This window comes from Vibrio qinghaiensis (assembly GCF_002257545.1).
Taxonomy (GTDB): Bacteria; Pseudomonadota; Gammaproteobacteria; order Enterobacterales; family Vibrionaceae; genus Vibrio; species Vibrio ordalii.
This window is the reverse complement of sequence record NZ_CP022742.1, coordinates 471,836-491,727: the sequence shown is the minus strand read 5'-3', so window position 1 is coordinate 491,727 and position 19,892 is coordinate 471,836. Positions and strand designations below refer to the sequence as shown.

Below are 19,892 nucleotides of genomic sequence, written 5' to 3'. Positions count from 1 at the left end.
TCACTTTAGGCGCTAAAATCATAACCCTTTGTTTTATAAAAAATTAACAAGTGCATGCCAACATAGATATCAATGAACCGCATAGTATAGCGTGATGTTTAATAAGAAAAAGAAATCAGCTCTTGGGTATAAGGGTGTTGAGGATTGAGAAACAGCTGTTGCGTTTCACCTTGCTCAATGACTTCACCTTGTTTCATCACCATAGTGTAATGGCATAATGATTTCACCACATGTAAATCATGGCTAATGAACAAGTACGTTAACCCATATTTTTGTTGCAGCGATTTAAGCAGATCCAACACTTGCGCTTGAATCGTACGATCTAAAGAAGAAGTTGGTTCATCAAGTAAAATGAACTCAGGTTTAAGCACCAATGCCCGAGCAATCGCGATACGTTGTCGTTGTCCACCTGAAAACTCATTGGGATAACGGTAGCGAGTAGTAGGGTCGAGTTCAACTTCTCGCATCACATCACAAATCATTCGTTCAACAGTTTGTCGATCATAACGGCTATGAACCTCTAACCCTTCACCAATAATCTGCGCCACCGACATTCTCGGATTCAGTGCTGAAAATGGATCTTGAAAAACGACTTGCATCTTGCTGCGATAAGGTAGCATAGCTTTCCTATCTAACCCTTGCAGCTCATTATTGTCGTAACAAATCGAGCCTTCCGAATGGACTAATTTTAGTATCGCCATACCAGTGGTCGATTTACCCGAACCGCTCTCGCCAACAATTCCTAATGAATGTCCTCTTTTAAGCTTAAACTGCATGTCGGTGACAGCTTTAATATGCGAGATCGTGCGCTTGAATAAGCCGCCAGTGATGGGAAACCAGACGTTGAGATGCTGGAGCTGCACTAGAATTGGGTTGTCAGGGTTTACGTCAACGGGCAAACCTCGGGGATCGGATTCAATCAATTTTTTGGTATAAGAGTGAGAGGGTGATGAGAACAGCGTTTTGGCATCATTGACCTCGATCACTTGCCCATTTTGCATCACTGCAACGCGATCAGCGATACGCTTAACAATACTGAGATCATGAGTAATGAACAACATGGCCATGCCCAGTTCTTGTTGCAGATTTTTAAGTAGATCTAATATTTGCGCCTGCACAGAAACATCAAGCGCAGTGGTGGGCTCATCAGCAATCAGTAATTCAGGCTCATTGATCAAAGCCATCGCAATCATGACGCGCTGGCGTTCTCCCCCAGAAAGTTCATGTGGATAAGCATTAATCTTAATTTCTGGCGATCGAATACCCACTTTTTCTAACCATGCAATGGCCAACTGACGTGCTTTGCTGCCTCTTAGTCCTCGATGAATCTCAACAACTTCGATCAACTGTTTACCAACTTTGTGCAGAGGGTTGAGTGAGACCATTGGCTCTTGGAAAATCATACCAATCCGCCCGCCTCGTATACCTCTTAATTGCCTCTCGCTACAGTTCAACGTGTTGATACCATCAAAACAGATCTCCCCTTGCAAATAGTGGGCAGCACCTTTCGGTAACAACTTCAAAATGGCATTCGCCGTCACTGATTTACCAGAACCACTTTCCCCCACCAGCGCTAAGGTTTCCCCTGCGGAGAGAGAAAGTGACACTGCTTTAATCACAGGTTCAACATTGTCTTTTTGACCAAACCCGATCGAAAGATTTTGGATAGAGAGTACGGTTTTACTCATCATCTTCTCCCTGTCGAATGCGGGTCAAAGGCATCGCGTACAGCTTCGCCGATAAAGACCAATAATGTCAGCATTAACGAGAGCACCACAAATGCTGAAATACCTAACCATGGAGCTTGTAAATTGGCTTTCCCTTGCGCCAATAATTCGCCCAAAGAGGGCGAGCCGACTGGCAAGCCAAAACCGAGAAAATCTAAGGATGTTAAAGTCGTAACTGAGCCTGAAAGAATAAAGGGCATCATAGTTAAAGAAGCCACCATCGCGTTAGGTAGCATGTGGCGAAGCATAATGCGGCGATCACTCACACCCATCGCTTGCGCAGCCCGCACATAATCAAAATTACGACAGCGTAAAAACTCCGCTCTCACCACGCCCACTAAACTCATCCAACTAAAAAGCACCATAATACCGAGCAACCACCAAAAATTCGGTTCGACGAAACTCGATAAAATGATCAGCAGAAAAAGCGTTGGCATTCCTGACCACACTTCAATAAAACGCTGCCCAAGTAAATCAAGCCAACCACCATAATAGCCTTGAGTGGCACCAACGATAACGCCTATCACTGACGAGACGAGTGTTAATACAAAACCAAACAAAACCGAAATACGAAACCCGTAAATAATACGAGCCAGCACATCGCGCCCTTTATCATCAGTACCAAGCCAGTTCACTGAATCTGGCGCTGACGGCACTGCATTATTGATATTAAAGTTGATGGTGTCGTAACTAAATGGGATCAATGGCCAAACAATAAAGCCTTTTTGTTCAATCAGATCGATGACATAAGGATCGGTATAATCCGCTTCGGTTTCAAACTCACCACCAAAACGAGTTTCTGCATATTGTTGAAAGGTGGGGAAAAACCACTGCTGATCGTACTCAACCAAAAGGGGTTTATCATTTGCAATCAGCTCAGCAAATAGGCTCACCACAAATAAAAGCGTAAACAACCATAGTGAATAAAAACCGCGCCGATTGGACTTAAAACCGTGCCAGCGCAATACGTTTAATGGGTTGGACAGTCTTTTTTTTACCATCATGAACGAGCCTCAAAGTCGATTCGAGGATCAACCCAAATATAGGTCAAATCGGAAATGATGCTGAGGACTAATCCAAGTAACGTCATGATGTATAAAGAACTAAACACTACAGGATAATCCCGTTGAATGGTCGATTCAAAACCAAGTAGCCCTATACCTTCCAGTGAAAACATCACTTCAATCAGCATCGAACCGGTGAAAAATATGCTGATAAAAGCACTCGGAAAACCGGCAATAATAATCAGCATCGCATTACGAAAAACATGCTGATAAAGAATACGCCCTTCATCCAGTCCTTTTGCTCGAGCCGTCACCACATACTGTTTGTTGATTTCATCAAGAAATGAGTTTTTCGTTAGCATACTCAAAGTGGCAAACCCACCGATCACCATTGCAAAGATGGGCAAAGCCAAATGCCAAAAATAGTCGCCAATTTGTTGATACCAAGTCAGATCAGCAAAATTATTTGATACTAAACCACGCAGTGGAAACCAACTGAAATAATTCCCGCTGGCAAAAATAATGATCAAAATGATCGCAAATAAGAAGCCAGGAATGGCGTAACCTATAATGACCACCGCGCTTGACCATACATCAAACCTTGAACCGTGGTGAATCGCTTTTAAAATTCCGAGAGGAATGGAGATGAGGTAGATGATCAGCGTACTCCATAACCCTAAAGAGATCGAAACAGGCAAACGCTCAGTGATCAAATCAATAACATTGCCCCCTTTGAATAAGCTGTCCCCAAAATTAAAGGTCGCATAGTTTTTCAGCATTTCAAAATAGCGAACATGAAGTGGCTTATCGAAACCAAACTGTTTTTTTATCGCTTCGACTACCTCGGGATCTAAACCTCGAGAACCTTTATACCCTCCAGTGTTAGCCGGCAGCGACATGTCCACTTCTTGGCCGCCACCGGTAAACCGTTCCATGATACCATCACCATGCCCTTCCATTTGTGCAATGGCTTGCTCAACAGGGCCACCTGGGGCAATTTGGATGATAAAAAAATTGATGGTAATAATCGCCCACAGCGTGGGCACAACTAGCAGCAATCGGCGGAAAATATAAGCAGTCATTACATCCTCTTAACGGCGTTTTTCTGGCAACAATTGTGCTTTCTGCTCCGAAACCCACCAAGTATCAAGACCAATATCATATTTTGGCATCACGCTAGGACGCTCGAATTTGTCCCAAGTTGCGATACGATATTGGCTCAGATACCACTGTGGAATAAGATAAAAATTCCATTGTAGAACGCGATCTAGTGCTCGGCCTAAAGACAGTAGTTTTTCTGGGTGCTCTTGATTGGCGGCAATTTGTTCAGTGAGGAAGTCGACAACTGGGTCTGCCACTCCGGCGCGATTGTACGTGGAATCGATGTAGTTTGAATTCCAGATAATCAACAAGTTAGGACTTGGGTAAGGATTCGCCGCATAGGCCGACGAAAGCATGTCAAAATCTCTATCGCGCAAACGCTTAAGATATTGTGTGGTATCCACTGAGCGAATCTTCATCTCAATACCAAGCTGTTTTAGATTTTTTTGCAAAGGAATAGCAATGCGTTCGGTGGTCGGACTGTAGATCAATAACTCAAACTCAAACGCTTTGCCCGTTTCTTTATGGGTCATCACTTTATCTTTCAGCTCCCACCCCGCCTCTTTGAGCAATTGAAAAGCGACTCGTAGTTGTTGACGAATACGACCAGACCCATCCGTCACTGGTGGTTGGTATTCTTGGGTAAAAACACGTTCTGGGATCTTATCTTTTAGTGGTGTAAGAATAGTGAGCTCATCAGTAGAGGGAAGAGCTTTCGCTTCATACTCTGTGTTCTGAAAATAGCTACGCGTTCGTGAGTATTGATCGTAGAACATATTTTTGTTCATCCATTCAAAATCCATCGCATAGGTCAAAGCCTCGCGCACTTTCGGATCACTAAACACTTCTCGTTGAATATTAAATACAAAACCTTGGGTTGAAGCTGGGCTATTATGCGCGATCGCTTCTTTCTTGATGAATCCTTTATCGAAGTTCAATCCAGTGTATGAGCTGGCCCAAAACTTCGCCGAACTCTCTTGGCGAATATCAAATTCCCCAGCTTTAAATGCCTCAAGCATTACGGTATCGTCGCGGTAATAGTCGTATTGGATCTGCTTGAAATTATGCCGCCCAATGCTGACCGGTAAGTTGGCAGCCCAATAATCTTCCTGCAACTCATAAGTGACACTCTGCCCAGTTTGATAACGTACGACTTTGTAAGGACCGCTGCCGACTGGCGGTTCATTTAATGGTTCTGCTAAGTTTTTATCCTGCCAATAGTGCTTAGGCAACACTTGAGTTGATTGAGCCAAACTAAAAAGCTTTTCTCTATTAGGTTCTGACATCTCAATACGAACCGTTAAAGGATGGATCGCCGCTACCGATTTAACCGCTTTGTAAAACAGTCGATATTGAGGCACCCCTTCTGTCATGAACTTGTTGAACGTAAACTCAACATCTTGCGCGGTGATGGGCTTACCGTCTTGAAAACGTGCGTTCGGGTTGATATCCAGTTCTAGCCATGAATAGTCATCAGAATAACGAACTTTAGAAGCAATCAATGGATAATAGGTATCAATTTCGTCGCTGGGAGCAAACATCAGTGAATCATAAAGCTCACCACTGCCTGCCGCCGGAGCGCCTCGGGAAGCAAAACGGTTAAAGTTGTCGTAAGTTCCCACCTCGCCATAAGTTACTTTACCGTACTTAGGTGCGCTGGGATTAACATAATCGAAATGAGAAAAATTGGCAGGATATTTGGCTTGCCCAACGCCAGATAATGTTGTGGTTTCTACAACATCCGCAGTCGCCAAAGCACTCACCAGCAGCACAGTCACACCTAACAGCGTAGGCTTAATTTTTCTCATACTAGAACCCTTCTTTTGATAACTTCTCGACATTCCATCAGAGTAAATTATTAATAATTCAGTCACTTGGATAAGTATAGAGAAAAATAAGATTTACGAAACCCCAAGCTGCAATTATAACGAAACAACTCGGCATTACTGGTAGGTGGTGAGTCGCAATAAGAATAGGTAACTTTGTGGTTTTTAGGAATGAAACGTATAGAAAACGCCGCTATGCAATAAAAAGCCCCGCCATGCAGGGCTTCACTGGCTTTAACCATCTGTGGTAATTTGGCTGATCAGCTCTTTTTCTACTTGTTCGGCCATTTCAAGAGCGATTTGGCATGTTCCAGCCGCTTGATGGCCACCACCACCATATTTGAGCATTAACCCGCCTACATTGGTTTTCGAGCCACGGTCAAAAATCGATTTCCCTGTAGCAAACACAATATTTTGCTTCTGAAACCCCCACATTTTGTGGATCGAGATATTACACTGAGGAAATAAGGCATAAATGATAAACCGATTCCCCGCATATATGATCTCTTCTCCCGTCAAATCAAGAACGACCAAATTTTGGTAGACTTTGGCACAACGTTGGATTTGTTGTTTAAATAAAATTTCATGCTCACGGTATAAGTTAATACGCTCTTGTACATCTGGCAGCACGAGAATTTCGTCAATTGAATGGTTAGCACAGTAATCGATGAGATCCATCATTAATTGATAATTAGAGATGCGGAACTCATGGAAGCGCCCTAAACCTGTCCTTGCATCCATCAGGAAATTCATCAGATTCCATCCGGTAGAATCAAGCACTTCATCGCGAGTAAACTGCGCGGAGTCACCTTTGTCGACGGCAATGAGCATCTCTTGCCACTCAGTGGGGAAAGTGTTTAACCCGCCATAATATTTCCATACTACATGCGCGGCCGAGGGCGCGTTTGGATCAATAATATGATTCGGCCTTTCACCTTGATTGCGAATAGTTTCCGATAGGTGATGGTCAAAAATTAAGTGAGCATTAGCGACGTAAGGCAGGTTAGTGACAATGTCACGCTCAGTTATTGTCACCTTCCCATCTTGCATATCTTTGGGGTGAACAAACACTATTTCATCAATTAAATTCAGTTTTTTGAGCAGTACAGCGCAGACTAACCCATCAAAATCACTGCGTGTCACTAATCTAAATTTACTTTCAGCTTGTTGATGCTCAGACATAGACAATTTCCTTATTAGCAGTCATATCACTGCTCGGCGTGGTTTTAAGCAGTGTTTTGTATATCAAATTCTGAGTTAACACCTTCTAGGTTTACCAATGCAGGTGGTATGTTTTAATTTTAGACGCCATCGTCTTTTTAACAAACTTAACACAATGGTTTTCAAACATTATTCAACACAGCACATCATTTTATTGAGCAAATATCGAATAAAGTAGTGAGGTATGAAGACTGCTGTTACAACTAGGGAATTGGAGGTAAGAAAAAGCCAGCAACAAATGCTGGCGGTTAGGTTGAGCTAAGAAGCGAGGTATCTCTATTTACGTTTATTCTGAATGTACTTACGGCTCACATCAACAAGCGCTACATCTTTAAAGAAACTACGACCAAGTAACAATGGGTAAGTCAGATGTGTACGATCGGCAAGCGTAAATTCGGTTCTCTCTTTGAGATCACCAATTTCAATCCAAGCGATAACGACCGCACGTCTTTGTGTACCCTCTGCGCTGGATTGCCGAATTCTGACCCAGCGTTCAACAGGTAAACTTATCTCATCACTTTTAATGTCATCGTGTTCAATCCTGAACTTGACCCAATCATTTCCATCGCGTTCAAAAGCAACAACATCCACAGCGCTAATTGAAGAGGTGGTGGCTCCGGTATCGATACGCGCTTTGAAGCTTTCGTTCAAGCCCGGCACATAGACCCACTCTTTTTCACCTAAAATAAGCTTACCATCTGAGGTTTTCCTTGCCTCGACCACAACTACTGGCTCTTTCGAGGGCTTTTTAACCGGTTTTTGTGCCTCAGTATTTTGTTGTTTTGGCTCTTCAACTTTTGGCTTTTGCTCTGGTTGTGTTGAGGTTTGGTTTAGCGTGCTGCATGCCATCAAACTAGTACTCAACATTAAAAGAGCAATAAGTTTCAAGTGTTGTTTCATTGACCCACCTAATCAAACTGATAAATATTTAAGAGACATTCACTATGGCTTTAGCAACATACGGAATATGTTGTTCTGATAAGCCTGCAATGTTAATTCGGCCATCACCTACCCCATAGATTCCGTATTGATCTCGTAGCTGAGCCATCTGTTCTGGAGTAAAGCCTAGCACAGTAAACATCCCTTTGTGACTTTCGATAAAGTCGAATTGTGAAGTATTGTGCTGATTTCTCAAATGATTACACAAGGTTTGACGCAGGTTTAACAAACGCTGTTGCATTTCACTTAACTCTTGCTTCCAAATAGCGGTTAATGCTTGATTTTGTAAAATAGTTTTCACCAGTGCAGCACCATGATCGGGCGGCATAGTGTAGGTCGAACGGGCTAACGTTAGTAATTTACCTTTTGCATTCGCTACATCTTGTGCGTTTTTACCGACCACAATCGCGGCACCTGTTCGTTCTCGGTAGAGACCAAAGTTCTTTGAACAAGAGGTGGTGATCAACATCTCTTCGACGTTGTTTGCCATAAAACGCAGCCCTTTCACATCCTCTTCAAGACCTTCACCAAACCCTTGGTAGGCAACATCAACAAAAGGGATGAAGCCATTTTTCTGCGCAAGACTGGTGATCGCTTGCCATGCGGCGAAATCAATATCCGCGCCCGTTGGGTTATGGCAACAACCATGGATAAGCACCACATCTTTTGACCCTGCTTGCGATAAATCATCAAGCATCCGCGCAGTATCGACTTGCTTAGTCTCGCGACAGAAGTAAGAATAATATTTCACTTTTAAACCCGCCGCTTCCATCACAGGTTTATGATTGACGTAACTTGGGTCAGTAATCCATACCGTCGTTTCGGGTTGTGCTACGTGCATTAAGTCACCGAGCATACGCAGCGCACCGCTTGCTCCGGGCGTTTGAATCGCAGCCACACGATCAAGCACTGAAGTGCCAGACAATAATAAGTTCACCATGCTTTGGTTAAACTCTTCACACCCAGCAAGTCCAACATACGATTTAGTGGTTTGTGTGGCAATCACGTGCTCTTGCGCTTTGGCAATGGCGCGCATAATCGGCGTCTCTCCTTGGCTATTACGATAAACGCCAATGCCTAGGTCAACTTTTTCGCTGCGAGGATCGTTGCGGTATGCAACCGATAATGAAAGTATTGGATCGAGTGTTGGTGTTGGTAAATGTGAAAACATGAAGGTCACAACCCTTTGAAATTCAAGTAATGACCTTCAAGTTAGCACTAGATACATAATTTTTACAGTTTAAATTGATGGATTATTTGATTGGCACTGCCTCGCCATTCTAAGCTTGGATCGGCTTTATCCTGTTCAAATTTTCCATCAATCAAGACATCAACATATTCAATGACTTGTCTTTGAGCATCACTGAGTTCGTTTAGGGTATATCCCGTCCATAACCAGATATCTTTCCCCACACATTCAGTCTTTACTCGTTTAACCAACTGCAAAATAGAAGCAAGGTTTTGCGGGTGTAAAGGATCGCCACCCGACAAGGATAAGCCTCGGCGCTTGATGCGCATGTCGTTCAAGTCGGTGATGATCTGCTGCTCTAGTTGCTCATTGTAAGTGTGGCCAGAATGCAGCGACCAAGTCCCTTTGTTGTAACATCCTTTGCACTGATGTACACAGCCGGAGACGAACAGCGTACAACGCGTCCCCGGCCCATTCACAACATCAATCGGATGATATTGGTGATAATTCATGCCAACAGGTTACTCACTATCACTTACAAGTGTTTAACGCGACGTTTAACTTCTTCTTGTTTACCGAAGTTAAACGGACGAGCATCTGGGCTGCCAAGGTAGCCACACACGCGGCGGGTTACGGAGACTTTGGATGAGTCGTGATTACCACATTTAGGACAAGTAAACCCTTTACTCGTACACTCAAATTCGCCAGTAAAACCGCATTCATAGCACTCATCAATTGGCGTATTGGTCCCATAATAAGGAACACGGCTGTAACTGTAATCCCAAACGTTTTCAAGCGCTTCTACGTTTTTCTGCATATTCGGAAACTCTCCATAACAGATAAATCCACCACTTGAAACCTCTGGATATGGCATCTCAAAATCAATCTTATCGTATGGATTAACTTTCTTTTGCACATCCAAATGGAAGCTATTGGTGTAATAACCTTTATCCGTTACACCTTCAATCACACCAAATTCTTTGGTGTCAATACGGCAGAAACGGCTGCAGAGGTTCTCACTTGGCGTACCGTACAAACTGAACGCGTAACCGGTTTCTTCCGTCCATTGGTTAACGGCCCCTTTCAGGTATTTAATGATATCTAACGCGCGATCTCGCAATTCGCTATCATCATAAACATGTGTATCACTGCCATAGAGCGCGGTAATGGTTTCGTGCACACCGATGTAGCCCAAAGAGATAGATGCTCGACCATTTTTGAATATATCGGCAATAGAATCATCGGCTTTTAATCGAACACCACATGCCCCTTCCATATATAAAATAGGTGCGACGCGTGCTTTGACTTTTTCAAGGCGGCTGATGCGAGTTTCTAAAGCACGCCGAGCCAGTTTTAATTTTTTATCGAGTAATGTGTAGAACTGTTCAATATTTCGGCCCGCTTTCAGCGCGATACGAGGTAAATTGAGACTGACTACCCCCAAATTATTGCGCCCTTCGTGAATCAGCTCACCACCTTCTTCATAGGTATTTAAGAAGCTGCGGCAACCCATTGGGGTTTTGAATGAACCCGTCACTTCAACTACTTTGTCGTAGTTGAGAATGTCCGGGTACATGCGTTTGGTTGCGCACTCTAATGCGAGTTGTTTGATGTCATAATTTGGATCTTCCGCTTTATGATTTAAGCCATCTTTGATGGCAAATACCAATTTAGGGAATACAGCCGTTTTACGATTTTTGCCTAAGCCAGCAATGCGATTTTTCAAAATCGACTGTTGAATTAATTTAGAGGCCCAAGTGGTCCCAAGACCAAAGCCGAAAGTGACAAACGGAGTTTGCCCATTCGCGGTATGCAAAGTGTTGACTTCATATTCAAGTGACTGGAATGCGTCGTAGCACTCTTTTTCTGTACGGGACATAGCAAAGGCTTCGGGATGATGAATATCCCACTCTTGTGCTATTTCTAAATGTTTGTCGTAACTGGCTGTCACATACGGTTCAAGCACTTCATCGATACGGTTGATGGTGGTGCCGCCGTAAATATGGCTCGCAACCTGAGCGATAATTTGCGCGGTCACTGCGGTGGCGGTTGAAATTGATTTTGGCGTATCAATTTCCGCATTACCCATTTTAAAGCCATGAGTGAGCATGCCTTTTAAATCAATCAGCATGCAGTTAAACATTGGGAAAAAAGGAGCGTAATCCAAGTCATGATAGTGGATATCACCCTCTTCATGCGCTTGCACAATATCACGCGGTAAAATTCGGGTTTTAGCGTAGTGTTTCGCCACAATACCAGCCAGTAAGTCACGCTGCGTTGGGATAACTTTGCCGTCTTTATTCGCATTTTCATTGAGCAGATCGGCATTACTTTCTTCGATAAGGCCTTCAATCTCTTGCGTCAAAGCACTTTGCTTTTCACGCGCGATATCACGATCGTGTCGGTACTCGATGTATGAACGAGCTAATGCTTTATAGGGCCCTTGCATTAGCTCGTTCTCTACTAAGGTTTGAATCTCGGCGATATGGACTTCATCGTAATCTTTGAGCTTCAGTTCTACCGCCAACGCCACATTGAGTGCGTAAATAGCGATCTCTTTATCAATATGTTCAGCTGCACTTTCGACGGCAGATTGAATGCGATCACGGTTGAACGGGGCTCTCGATCCGTCACGTTTGATTACGATAGGTTTCACCATTTCTCCTTACCCCTAGCATACTCACAGAGTTATCCACAAACACACTATATAGAGCAGTTTATTATCCGACTGACACAATATATTGTGGTGCATTTAACGAAAACTCCCAACTCAGGGTATTGATTTGGATCAATAAAAACCGAGCATTGAACAAGATCAATGCGATCTTGGGGTAGTAGATCTCACTTAGAAAAGAAACGATGAAAATTGCAAATTTTTGATTTTCCCTCTTGAAATTTCACCAAACCTGATGGGCTAAGCCTTCACATTCGATCAGTGAGGGATTGCGATGTTAAAATCAAAAGGTATGTGTCGATTAACAGCAGAACCGCCCTAAATGGCAAGTATTAACTCATCAATTAAGGGATCATTGCCCGCTAAGGAGCGTGATTTTTCGCTAGCCTGCACTATATAAGCACCGGTTTCATGCGTTGAAACTGACAAACACTTACGCCGATCCGACAATTCATTACAATCAATTTACTCAATAACCCTCTATGATTACACCCATTCAGACGTTCAATATTTTAAGTAAAAGTAGTGCCTTATGTTATTTGATATACGTTCAATTGTGCTTAATGCAATCCAGAACCATCTCCATAAACCTGCTCTTTGGGTGGATAAGTGCAGCTACACGTACCAACAAATGACCGCAATTGCTTGCGCTTTAAATAAACAGTGGCAGTCACTTTCCATTACTAATATTGCTATTTTGTCGCAGCGCGACCTCAGCGCATACGCCGCTATTTGGGGATGCTATTTAGGCGGTAAAACGTATATCCCATTGAACCAACGGCTGGCCTCGAAACAAATCATAGAAACTCTTGAAGAGACAGGTTGCACCGCTCTAGTGATTGATAAACACCAATTACACCGTCTTTCTGACATTCTTGAAATAGCCCCTATCCATTATCAGATATTTTGTTTATCTGGAGTTGATGTCCGTGAGATAAGTGCGCGATACCCCGATCATGAGTTCTATACTATCGACTCAACAGAAGATGACTTTTCATTTTGGAAAACGCAATTGACCGCTCCAGACGGAAGCCGTTACGCCTATATTATGCAAACTTCGGGTTCCACAGGAAAACCAAAACGAATAGCGGTCAACTACGATAATCTGCACAGCTATTTGGGGAATATTTACCACAGATGGCCCATGACAAGTGATGATCGTGTTGCTCAATTCTCTGACTTAAGTTTTGATCTCTCAGTGCATGATATTTTTTGTGCGATGATGTCCGGTGCTTGCTTATATAGCCTTCCTGAATTGGTTAAATTAAACCCTGTCGGATTCATTCGCCATCACCAATTAACCGCTTGGTTATCGGTCCCAACAGTCATTGAGCTCTGCTTGCAGCGAGATAATCTCGTCGAACACTCAATGCCTTCACTAAGGCTAAGCTTTTTCTGCGGGCAAGCGCTTCTCCCTGAATTGGCTTATCGGTGGGAAATGGCGACGGGGTGTGCGGTGATTAATCTCTATGGTCCAACCGAATGTACCGTAGCCGTAACCTCTCATCTATACCAATCATGTGATGATTTGCACTTCAATAGCGTTCCTATCGGAAATAGCTTTTCCGATCATCAACTTGCCATCATTGATGAAGAACAACAATGGCACCGCATCACTAATACGCTGGCGAACACTACCGGTGAATTATGTCTATCAGGTCCACAATTAACCGAAGGTTATCTCAACGATAAAACCAATACCGCTAAAGCTTATTTTTTAAAAGACGGTATACGTTGGTATCGTACCGGCGACCTAGTTTCAATACGCGATTCTCACCTCATTCATCTAGGACGACTGGATCACCAAGTTAAAATTGCAGGGCAACGTGTGGAATTAGGAGAAATAGAAACCATCGCCCGTCAGGTAACACAATCACACAGTATTGCCATTGTTCCTTGGCCATTGAGCCCGTCAGGTTATGCTAGCGGCACCGTCGCCTTTGTCAGTAAACCAGAGCAATGGCAACCCAATCAATGGATCTCGGAATGTAAAAAGAGATTAAATCCAATTTTTGTTCCAAAAGAGTGGTACATACTCGATAAATTACCTCTCAACATCAATGGCAAAACAGACATAAAAGCATTACAAAAACAGCTAGAGACACAAATATTATGAATATTGAACAATTTATTATTGATAAGCTTTGCATAGATAAGTCAGAAATAAATGAGCGTAAATTAACTCGATTTTTTGATGAAATAGATTCTTTTGCTTTTATTGATCTTATCGCCCAAGTAGAAAATCAGTTTAATATTTTCGTTGATTTAATGGATATCACCTTCGATCAAAAAGCCAGTGTAAACGAAGTTATTGAATGGTTTACTCAATATGCCGAGAATTAAAATGCGCCACTTGATATTAAAACACCTCGTCACTGTTATTTTCTATCTGCCTCTCTCTTTTAAAGTAGCACTTTGTCATTTAGGTGCAAGAATATTAGCGAGAAAAAAAATGCACATAGCCCAACAAGGGCTATCATACGCATTACCCGCTCTGAATGATCAACAACAAAAAATAATTGCTGAAGAGGCTGCTCTTATTTCCCTCAAAAATCTGGTTGGGTTTTGTCACCACGCTCATTATGCTTATGAAATTATTGACCAATCCGCTTTTAGCCACATTGCTAGTGCGACGACTGGAGGCATCATTATGTGTCCACACATGGGGGTTTATGATGGAGTAACTTGGTTACTTAACCAGAAAGGCATTCGAACAAAAACTATTTTTGGTGCAGGTAAGTCTGGCGATCGTATCGATGAAAATATCATGATCACTCAGGCTGCTCACTTAGCTAAAATTCCACATCTTTTGCGCCAAGATAACCTGTTGATTGCATTACTGGAGCAAATCAAACAAGGCTACTGGATTGTACTGCATATGGATATGCGTACTAAAGGTGTCCCCGTCGAATGGTTTGGTCAAAAAACAGAACTCGCACCGACTCCTTTTTTTCTAGCTCACAAACTAGGGTGCCCTATATATTTTCACTATGCTTTAACATCAGGAAATATACAGAAAATGCATTTCTCTTCCTTTAAGCTTGAACATGAAGGTACCTTAAGTGAAAAAATAGTAAAAGATGCTCAGAAACTAGCAAGTGCAATGGAAATTGTTATTAGGACACATCCTGCCCAATGGATATGGCAATATAGAAGATGGAAGTAAGACTCTTTTTTATTTATATCTAACAGCTCGCCTTAACATCAAAATGTAAATAAAAAGAATCGTCAAAGCAACACCAATGACGACAGGGGAAAAATATTTTGGGTAAACAGTCTCTCGATATATCCAGTTGCTCAATAACTTAATCCGACTATAGCCAAAAAACTTGGAGTTGCAGGTAGACATGCAAATGAAACACTATGAGTATAGATATTACTATGTAAGCAGGATGAACGACGCAGCCAACACCGATAGAGCTTCAAGTAGGAAGGTGATAAATAATCTGAAGAAGCTCCAATAGAAAGTCGCTGAATATTCAACGCCTTTCTTGCTAGTGTCGAGTTTCACTGTAATCGTTAGCTAAAACGTCGATGCATGACAGCGTAGTACAAAACAGGAATAACCAATAAAGTTAAGACGGTAGAAACAAAGATACCAAAAATCAGGCTAATAGCTAAGCCGTTAAAAATGGGATCATCTAAAATAAATACCGCCCCTATCATGGCCGCTAAAGCGGTAAGCATGATGGGTTTAGCACGAACAGACGCAGACTGAATAACCGCTTCGGAAAATGCCACACCTTCCTCAATCTGCTGATTAATGAAATCAACCAGCAAGATAGAGTTACGCACAATAATCCCTGCTAACGCAATCATCCCAATCATCGACGTGGCGGTGAACTGAGCACCAAGTAACGCATGGCCGGGCATGACGCCGATAATCGTCAGCGGGATTGGAGCCATAATGATCAACGGAATAAGGTAGGACCTAAACTGCGCGACAACCAGTAAGTAAATAAGGATCATCCCAACCGCGTAGGCAATGCCCATGTCGCGGAATGTTTCATAAGTGATCGTCCATTCACCATCCCAGAATATTTCGACACCATTTAACCCTGTAGGTTGGTGGATATAATACTGTTCAACAGGTAGACCAAGTGCATTGATGTTGAACGCCATTTCAAACATACCGTATAAGGGGCTGTCTGTTTCACCCGTCATATCCGCCACCACCATCACCATTGGTAACAGGTTTTTATGCACAATGTAGTCATCCATTTGAGTTTGGCGAATAGTGACTAAATCAGACAATGGATATGCACTGCCCGCAGTGCTCCCTACTTTCATGTTCAACACTTGATCTAATCGGACTTTGACGTTTTCACTAGCTTGCACTTGAATCGGGATCGGGTACTTGCTGTGCTCACTGTGCAAATAGGTGATCGGCTTTCCACCGACGGCCGTCGCCAAAGCATCGACTATCGAAGCATAAGGTACTTGATAGTGTGACGCTTTGCTGCGATCAATCACTACTTGCCATTTTTGATGCACTTCCGGTAGATACATATCGATATCGACAATGTCCGCTGTTTCGTGGAAGATCCCGCGTAGCATCCTTGCTGCTTGTGCCCGAATATCATGTGTCGGACCATACACTTCCGCTAAAATAGGTGACCAAACGGGTGGCCCCGGTGGAACTTCAACGACTTTGACTTTACCGCCAAATCGGCTAGCAACCTCATTAAGCTTTGGGCGTACTTCACTTGCAATCGTATGACTATCTTTATCGCGCTCTTTTCGCCCTAATAGGTTCACCTGAATATCACCTTGGTTGGCTTGATTACGCATAAAATAATGACGCACAAGGCCATTGAAGTTGATCGGTGCGGCTGTACCTGCGTAAATCTGATACCCACTGACTTCAGGCACGCTATTTAACACCGCGCCAAGTTCAAATAAAACGCGTTGCGTTTTCTCAAGCGATGCCCCTTCAGGCATATCCAATACCACTTGAAACTCTGATTTATTATCGAAAGGCAGCATTTTTAAAACCACGGCCTTAGTGATTGGCAATAACAGGGAACCAGCAATAAGCGCAAATACCGCAAGCATCAAGAAAAGCCGGTTACGTCTTTGTGCAGCCGAGACCACAAACGGGTTCATGATTCGGTGAAAGATGCCTTGAGTTGATTGAGATTGTGCTTGATGCGATGAAGGCTTAAGAAACTTGGCCGCTAACCAAGGTGAAAAAACAAATGCAACCGCCAATGAAATCAGCATTCCCATCGAAGCATTGATGGGAATTGGGCTCATATACGGGCCCATAAGCCCAGAGACAAAGGCCATTGGCAACAGTGCGGCAATCACGGTTAAGGTGGCAAGGATTGTAGGTCCACCCACTTCATCAACCGCCGTAGGAATGAGATCCACCAGTTTGCGCTTACCTAACGCCATATGACGGTGGATATTTTCCACAACAACAATGGCATCGTCCACTAAAATACCAATAGAGAAAATTAACGCAAAAAGCGAGACCCGGTTGAGTGTAAAACCCCATGCCCATGATGCAAACAGAGTCATCATCAAGGTAACAATAATAGCCATACCGACCACGATAGCCTCGCGCCATCCCATCGCAATGACCACCAAAATAACAACCGCCGTGGTCGCAAAAATCAATTTGGCGATCAATGTATTGCTTTTATCGGCGGCGGTTTTCCCGTAGTCACGCGTGATTTCAACACTGATTCCGTGTGGAATTAACTGATTTTCAAGTTCTGCAACTCGAGCTTCAACCATCTCAGCCACACGAACGGCGTTTTCGCCTCCTTTTTTAGCGATGGCTAAGGTAACTGCTGGATAAATACCTTGCTTATCACTGGTCCAAACTTGTTGGGTTGATGTATCAACACCCAATTGAACCGTAGCGACATCCGCTAAATATACTGGTGCCTGGTTATGCAGCCCAATCACCAATTGCTTTACTTCTTCAACTTTTGTTAAAAACTGACCAATTTGGACGGGAAACTGCTGATTTTCATGCGTTAGTTTCAACATTGGAGAGCTGTGGTTCGCCGCAGGAAGATGCTGATTCAGTTGATCTAACGTGATGCCAAAGCTGTTCATTTTAACGGGGTCTAAACGTACATCAACAATAGTAGGGTGGCGACCTATCGTATAAATATCTCGTGTACCATCAATGCGTTTGAGCTCTGTTTCTAAACCATGGGCCACTTGCGTTAACTGCTGGTTGTCCAAGGTGCCCGTTTTATCGGATAACGTAATGCTGACGATAGGCACATCTTCAATGCCTTTAGGTTTGATGATCGGCTCGCCCACCCCAACACCTTTTGGCATCCAATCTTTATTGGAATAGAGTTTATTATAAATACGAACCACGGCGTCGTTTCTAGGGACGCCGACATCAAAGATAGCCACAATCATCGCACCATCGGGTTGTGAAAAAGAGTAAATTTTATCAATTCCCTCAATTTCAGAGATGATCTGCTCTGCTGGGTTCGTCACTAAACTCTCCACTTCCGCCGGAGAAGCGCCGGGAAAAGGAATATACACATCGGCAAAGGTCACATCGATTTGCGGCTCTTCTTCTTTAGGAGTAACCATTACCGCAAAAAAGCCCATCAGTAACCCAACAATCGCGAGCAACGGCGTCATCGCTGAAATCTGAAAAGCTTTGGCAATACGTCCTGAGGCGCCTAAACGATTATCCATATCACTCACCTACTTGTGTAAATACACGGCTTGCGACCGTATCGCCTTGTTCCAAGCCAGATAATACTTCCACATATTCACCATAGGTTTGCCCTAATCGCACTGGATTTAGCAGTCGTTTATCATCAACGATGCGATATACGGCACTCAGTTCTGCTCGGCGAATCACAGCGGCAACAGGAATGAGCATCACCTCACGTTGACCATAATTAAACTCTGTCTTGACCCACATTCCCGGCATCACTTGCCCGAGCTTGTTAGTTTGATCTGCACGAGGCAGCTCAAGACGGATTTTGAATGTATGAGATTGAGGGTCGGCATAGCTGAATAAGCTGTAATCGATTGGAGTTATTTTATCGCCCGTAGGCATAATGACTTGGAATTGAGCCACATTGGTGACTGCAGGCTGATAGCGCTGCGGAATAGCCGTTTCAACGCGTAACTCATTGAATGAGAAACCACTGAGTAGCGCCGTTCCTGGAGCCACCGTTTCACCCAGCTCTACATGTCGCTCCGTCACGACACCATCGTAAGGAGCGGTAATGTTGGTGTATCCAAGTGACTCCTTCGCTTGCACGACCGCAGCTTTTGCCGCTTTGACGGCCGCATCGGCACTTCGAGCTTGAGCTTCAGCGCCATCCATTTGGTCTTGTGAGATCGCACCTTTAGGAAACAGCAGTTGATAACGCTTTAGTTGAGCTTGAGCTTCACGATTTCGAGCCTCTGCACTGGTTAACTGAGCTTGAGATGCGTCTAAAGAAGCCGATTGCTGAATAGCGCTGATTTCTAATAGCACATCGCCCTTTTTAACAAAATCGTTAACGTCGACATACACACCAACGACTCGACCAGAGGTTTGAGCCGCAACTGTCCCTTTGTTAACTGGCTGGACAACACCTTCGAATGCAATCTGCTGTGGTATCTGCTCATAGGTCACGATATAACGATCATCAGCATAGCCAACGGCCCAATAACCGCTCGTGATTAAGGCAATACACACACTCCAGATTCGCCTTTTCATACCCATCCCTCATGTTAATCGTTACGGTTCAAGTTGCTTATTCCATTCTAGTTAGGTTAGGTCGTTTGCGTTTGCTGTTGTTTACTATTTTTAATGCAGATCAACAAATTAGTTGCACCAAGCCCAACCATCATTGAGGCAAAGAAGATCCACACATCAATATTACCCAAGGCAAGGCTCGATAGCGCAGGCCCTGGACAAATGCCGCCTAACCCCCAACCTAACCCAAAAATCGCAGCACCAGAGATAAGCCGGGTATCAACACTGCGAGTCGTCGCTAAACAGAACTTTTCTGCATTTATAGGCTGCTGTCTTGCTTTAATAACGATGAAATAGATCGGCATAAAAACGGCCAATGCGCCTCCCATTACAAACATTAAGCTTGGATCCCAAGCACCAGCCACATCCAAAAAACCTACGACTTTGGCTGGATTGGCCATTCCTGAGATAACCATACCCATACCAAACAAAATACCTGCCACTAACGAGGTTAATCTAAACAACATCTGATTCAT

15 protein-coding genes are annotated in these 19,892 nt (G+C 43.5%); 3 read left to right on the top strand and 12 right to left on the bottom strand.

The features are described 5' to 3' along the window. Positions 1-98: 98 nt before the first annotated feature. From CCZ37_RS15465 to nrdD, 9 genes are all read right to left on the bottom strand, one after another. Positions 99-1,691: an ABC transporter ATP-binding protein gene (locus CCZ37_RS15465; RefSeq protein WP_094501386.1), complete on the bottom strand. Its 1,593-nt coding sequence runs from the start codon at positions 1,689-1,691 to the stop codon at positions 99-101. Continuing rightward, positions 1,688-2,731 carry an ABC transporter permease gene (locus CCZ37_RS15460; RefSeq protein WP_017046433.1) on the bottom strand — a complete coding sequence of 348 codons (1,044 nt, stop codon included), beginning with the start codon at positions 2,729-2,731 and terminating at the stop codon, positions 1,688-1,690. The genes CCZ37_RS15465 and CCZ37_RS15460 overlap by 4 nt, the downstream gene beginning before the upstream one ends. Beyond that, positions 2,728-3,813 carry a microcin C ABC transporter permease YejB gene (locus CCZ37_RS15455; protein WP_094501383.1) on the bottom strand — a complete coding sequence of 362 codons (1,086 nt, stop codon included), beginning with the start codon at positions 3,811-3,813 and terminating at the stop codon, positions 2,728-2,730. Before CCZ37_RS15455 ends, CCZ37_RS15460 begins: the two co-directional genes overlap by 4 nt. 9 nt (positions 3,814-3,822) lie before the next feature. After that, positions 3,823-5,673, bottom strand: coding sequence for an extracellular solute-binding protein (locus CCZ37_RS15450; RefSeq protein WP_208613961.1), 1,851 nt, complete (start codon positions 5,671-5,673; stop codon positions 3,823-3,825). A 219-nt stretch (positions 5,674-5,892) separates the two neighbouring features. Continuing rightward, positions 5,893-6,840 (bottom strand): exopolyphosphatase, encoded by a 948-nt coding sequence (locus tag CCZ37_RS15440; RefSeq protein WP_010320468.1) that lies wholly within the window; start codon positions 6,838-6,840, stop codon positions 5,893-5,895. 315 nt (positions 6,841-7,155) lie between these two features. Beyond that, positions 7,156-7,779: an ATP-dependent zinc protease family protein gene (locus tag CCZ37_RS15435; RefSeq protein WP_094501379.1), complete on the bottom strand. Its 624-nt coding sequence runs from the start codon at positions 7,777-7,779 to the stop codon at positions 7,156-7,158. A gap of 28 nt (positions 7,780-7,807) precedes the next feature. Further along, entirely contained in the window at positions 7,808-8,989 is a 1,182-nt protein-coding gene (locus CCZ37_RS15430) for an amino acid aminotransferase (RefSeq protein WP_094501376.1), read from the bottom strand. A 62-nt stretch (positions 8,990-9,051) separates the two neighbouring features. Further along, positions 9,052-9,519: an anaerobic ribonucleoside-triphosphate reductase-activating protein gene (nrdG, locus tag CCZ37_RS15425; RefSeq protein ID WP_010320471.1), complete on the bottom strand. Its 468-nt coding sequence runs from the start codon at positions 9,517-9,519 to the stop codon at positions 9,052-9,054. A gap of 23 nt (positions 9,520-9,542) precedes the next feature. Next, a complete protein-coding gene (gene nrdD, locus CCZ37_RS15420) occupies positions 9,543-11,663 on the bottom strand; it encodes an anaerobic ribonucleoside-triphosphate reductase (protein WP_094502110.1) in 2,121 nt (706 codons plus the stop codon). Positions 11,664-12,213: 550 nt separating this feature from the next. On the opposite strand from nrdD, the gene CCZ37_RS15415 reads away from it, so the two are divergent. From CCZ37_RS15415 to CCZ37_RS15405, 3 genes are read left to right on the top strand one after another with little or no spacing between them, the layout of a single operon-like run. Next, on the top strand, positions 12,214-13,797 hold the full coding sequence (locus CCZ37_RS15415; RefSeq protein ID WP_047689732.1) for an AMP-binding protein: 1,584 nt from the start codon (positions 12,214-12,216) through the stop codon (positions 13,795-13,797). Continuing rightward, positions 13,794-14,024 (top strand): phosphopantetheine-binding protein, encoded by a 231-nt coding sequence (locus CCZ37_RS15410; protein WP_094501374.1) that lies wholly within the window; start codon positions 13,794-13,796, stop codon positions 14,022-14,024. Before CCZ37_RS15415 ends, CCZ37_RS15410 begins: the two co-directional genes overlap by 4 nt. Beyond that, the gene (locus tag CCZ37_RS15405; RefSeq protein ID WP_269413194.1) at positions 14,011-14,847 is read left to right on the top strand and encodes a lysophospholipid acyltransferase family protein; all 837 of its coding nucleotides are present in this window, start codon (positions 14,011-14,013) and stop codon (positions 14,845-14,847) included. Before CCZ37_RS15410 ends, CCZ37_RS15405 begins: the two co-directional genes overlap by 14 nt. Before the next feature lie 353 nt (positions 14,848-15,200). Here CCZ37_RS15405 and CCZ37_RS15400 read toward each other — a convergent pair whose 3' ends face one another. From CCZ37_RS15400 to CCZ37_RS15390, 3 genes are read right to left on the bottom strand one after another with little or no spacing between them, the layout of a single operon-like run. Beyond that, positions 15,201-18,356, bottom strand: coding sequence for an efflux RND transporter permease subunit (locus CCZ37_RS15400; RefSeq protein ID WP_094501372.1), 3,156 nt, complete (start codon positions 18,354-18,356; stop codon positions 15,201-15,203). 1 nt (position 18,357) lies between these two features. Continuing rightward, entirely contained in the window at positions 18,358-19,377 is a 1,020-nt protein-coding gene (locus CCZ37_RS15395) for an efflux RND transporter periplasmic adaptor subunit (protein ID WP_208613960.1), read from the bottom strand. Between the two features lie 56 nt (positions 19,378-19,433). Next, positions 19,434-19,892, bottom strand: coding sequence for a YeeE/YedE family protein (locus CCZ37_RS15390; protein ID WP_094501367.1), 459 nt, complete (start codon positions 19,890-19,892; stop codon positions 19,434-19,436).

Coding starts and splice junctions, on each gene's coding strand:
- CCZ37_RS15465 (WP_094501386.1), bottom strand. CDS start 1,691: ATGATGAGTAAAACCGTACTCTCTATCCAAAATCTTTCGATCGGGTTT.
- CCZ37_RS15460 (WP_017046433.1), bottom strand. CDS start 2,731: ATGATGGTAAAAAAAAGACTGTCCAACCCATTAAACGTATTGCGCTGG.
- CCZ37_RS15455 (WP_094501383.1), bottom strand. CDS start 3,813: ATGACTGCTTATATTTTCCGCCGATTGCTGCTAGTTGTGCCCACGCTG.
- CCZ37_RS15450 (WP_208613961.1), bottom strand. CDS start 5,673: ATGTCGAGAAGTTATCAAAAGAAGGGTTCTAGTATGAGAAAAATTAAG.
- CCZ37_RS15440 (WP_010320468.1), bottom strand. CDS start 6,840: ATGTCTGAGCATCAACAAGCTGAAAGTAAATTTAGATTAGTGACACGC.
- CCZ37_RS15435 (WP_094501379.1), bottom strand. CDS start 7,779: ATGAAACAACACTTGAAACTTATTGCTCTTTTAATGTTGAGTACTAGT.
- CCZ37_RS15430 (WP_094501376.1), bottom strand. CDS start 8,989: ATGTTTTCACATTTACCAACACCAACACTCGATCCAATACTTTCATTA.
- nrdG (WP_010320471.1), bottom strand. CDS start 9,519: ATGAATTATCACCAATATCATCCGATTGATGTTGTGAATGGGCCGGGG.
- CCZ37_RS15415 (WP_047689732.1), top strand. CDS start 12,214: ATGTTATTTGATATACGTTCAATTGTGCTTAATGCAATCCAGAACCAT.
- CCZ37_RS15410 (WP_094501374.1), top strand. CDS start 13,794: ATGAATATTGAACAATTTATTATTGATAAGCTTTGCATAGATAAGTCA.
- CCZ37_RS15405 (WP_269413194.1), top strand. CDS start 14,011: ATGCCGAGAATTAAAATGCGCCACTTGATATTAAAACACCTCGTCACT.
- CCZ37_RS15400 (WP_094501372.1), bottom strand. CDS start 18,356: ATGGATAATCGTTTAGGCGCCTCAGGACGTATTGCCAAAGCTTTTCAG.
- CCZ37_RS15395 (WP_208613960.1), bottom strand. CDS start 19,377: ATGAAAAGGCGAATCTGGAGTGTGTGTATTGCCTTAATCACGAGCGGT.
- CCZ37_RS15390 (WP_094501367.1), bottom strand. CDS start 19,892: ATGAATCAGATGTTGTTTAGATTAACCTCGTTAGTGGCAGGTATTTTG.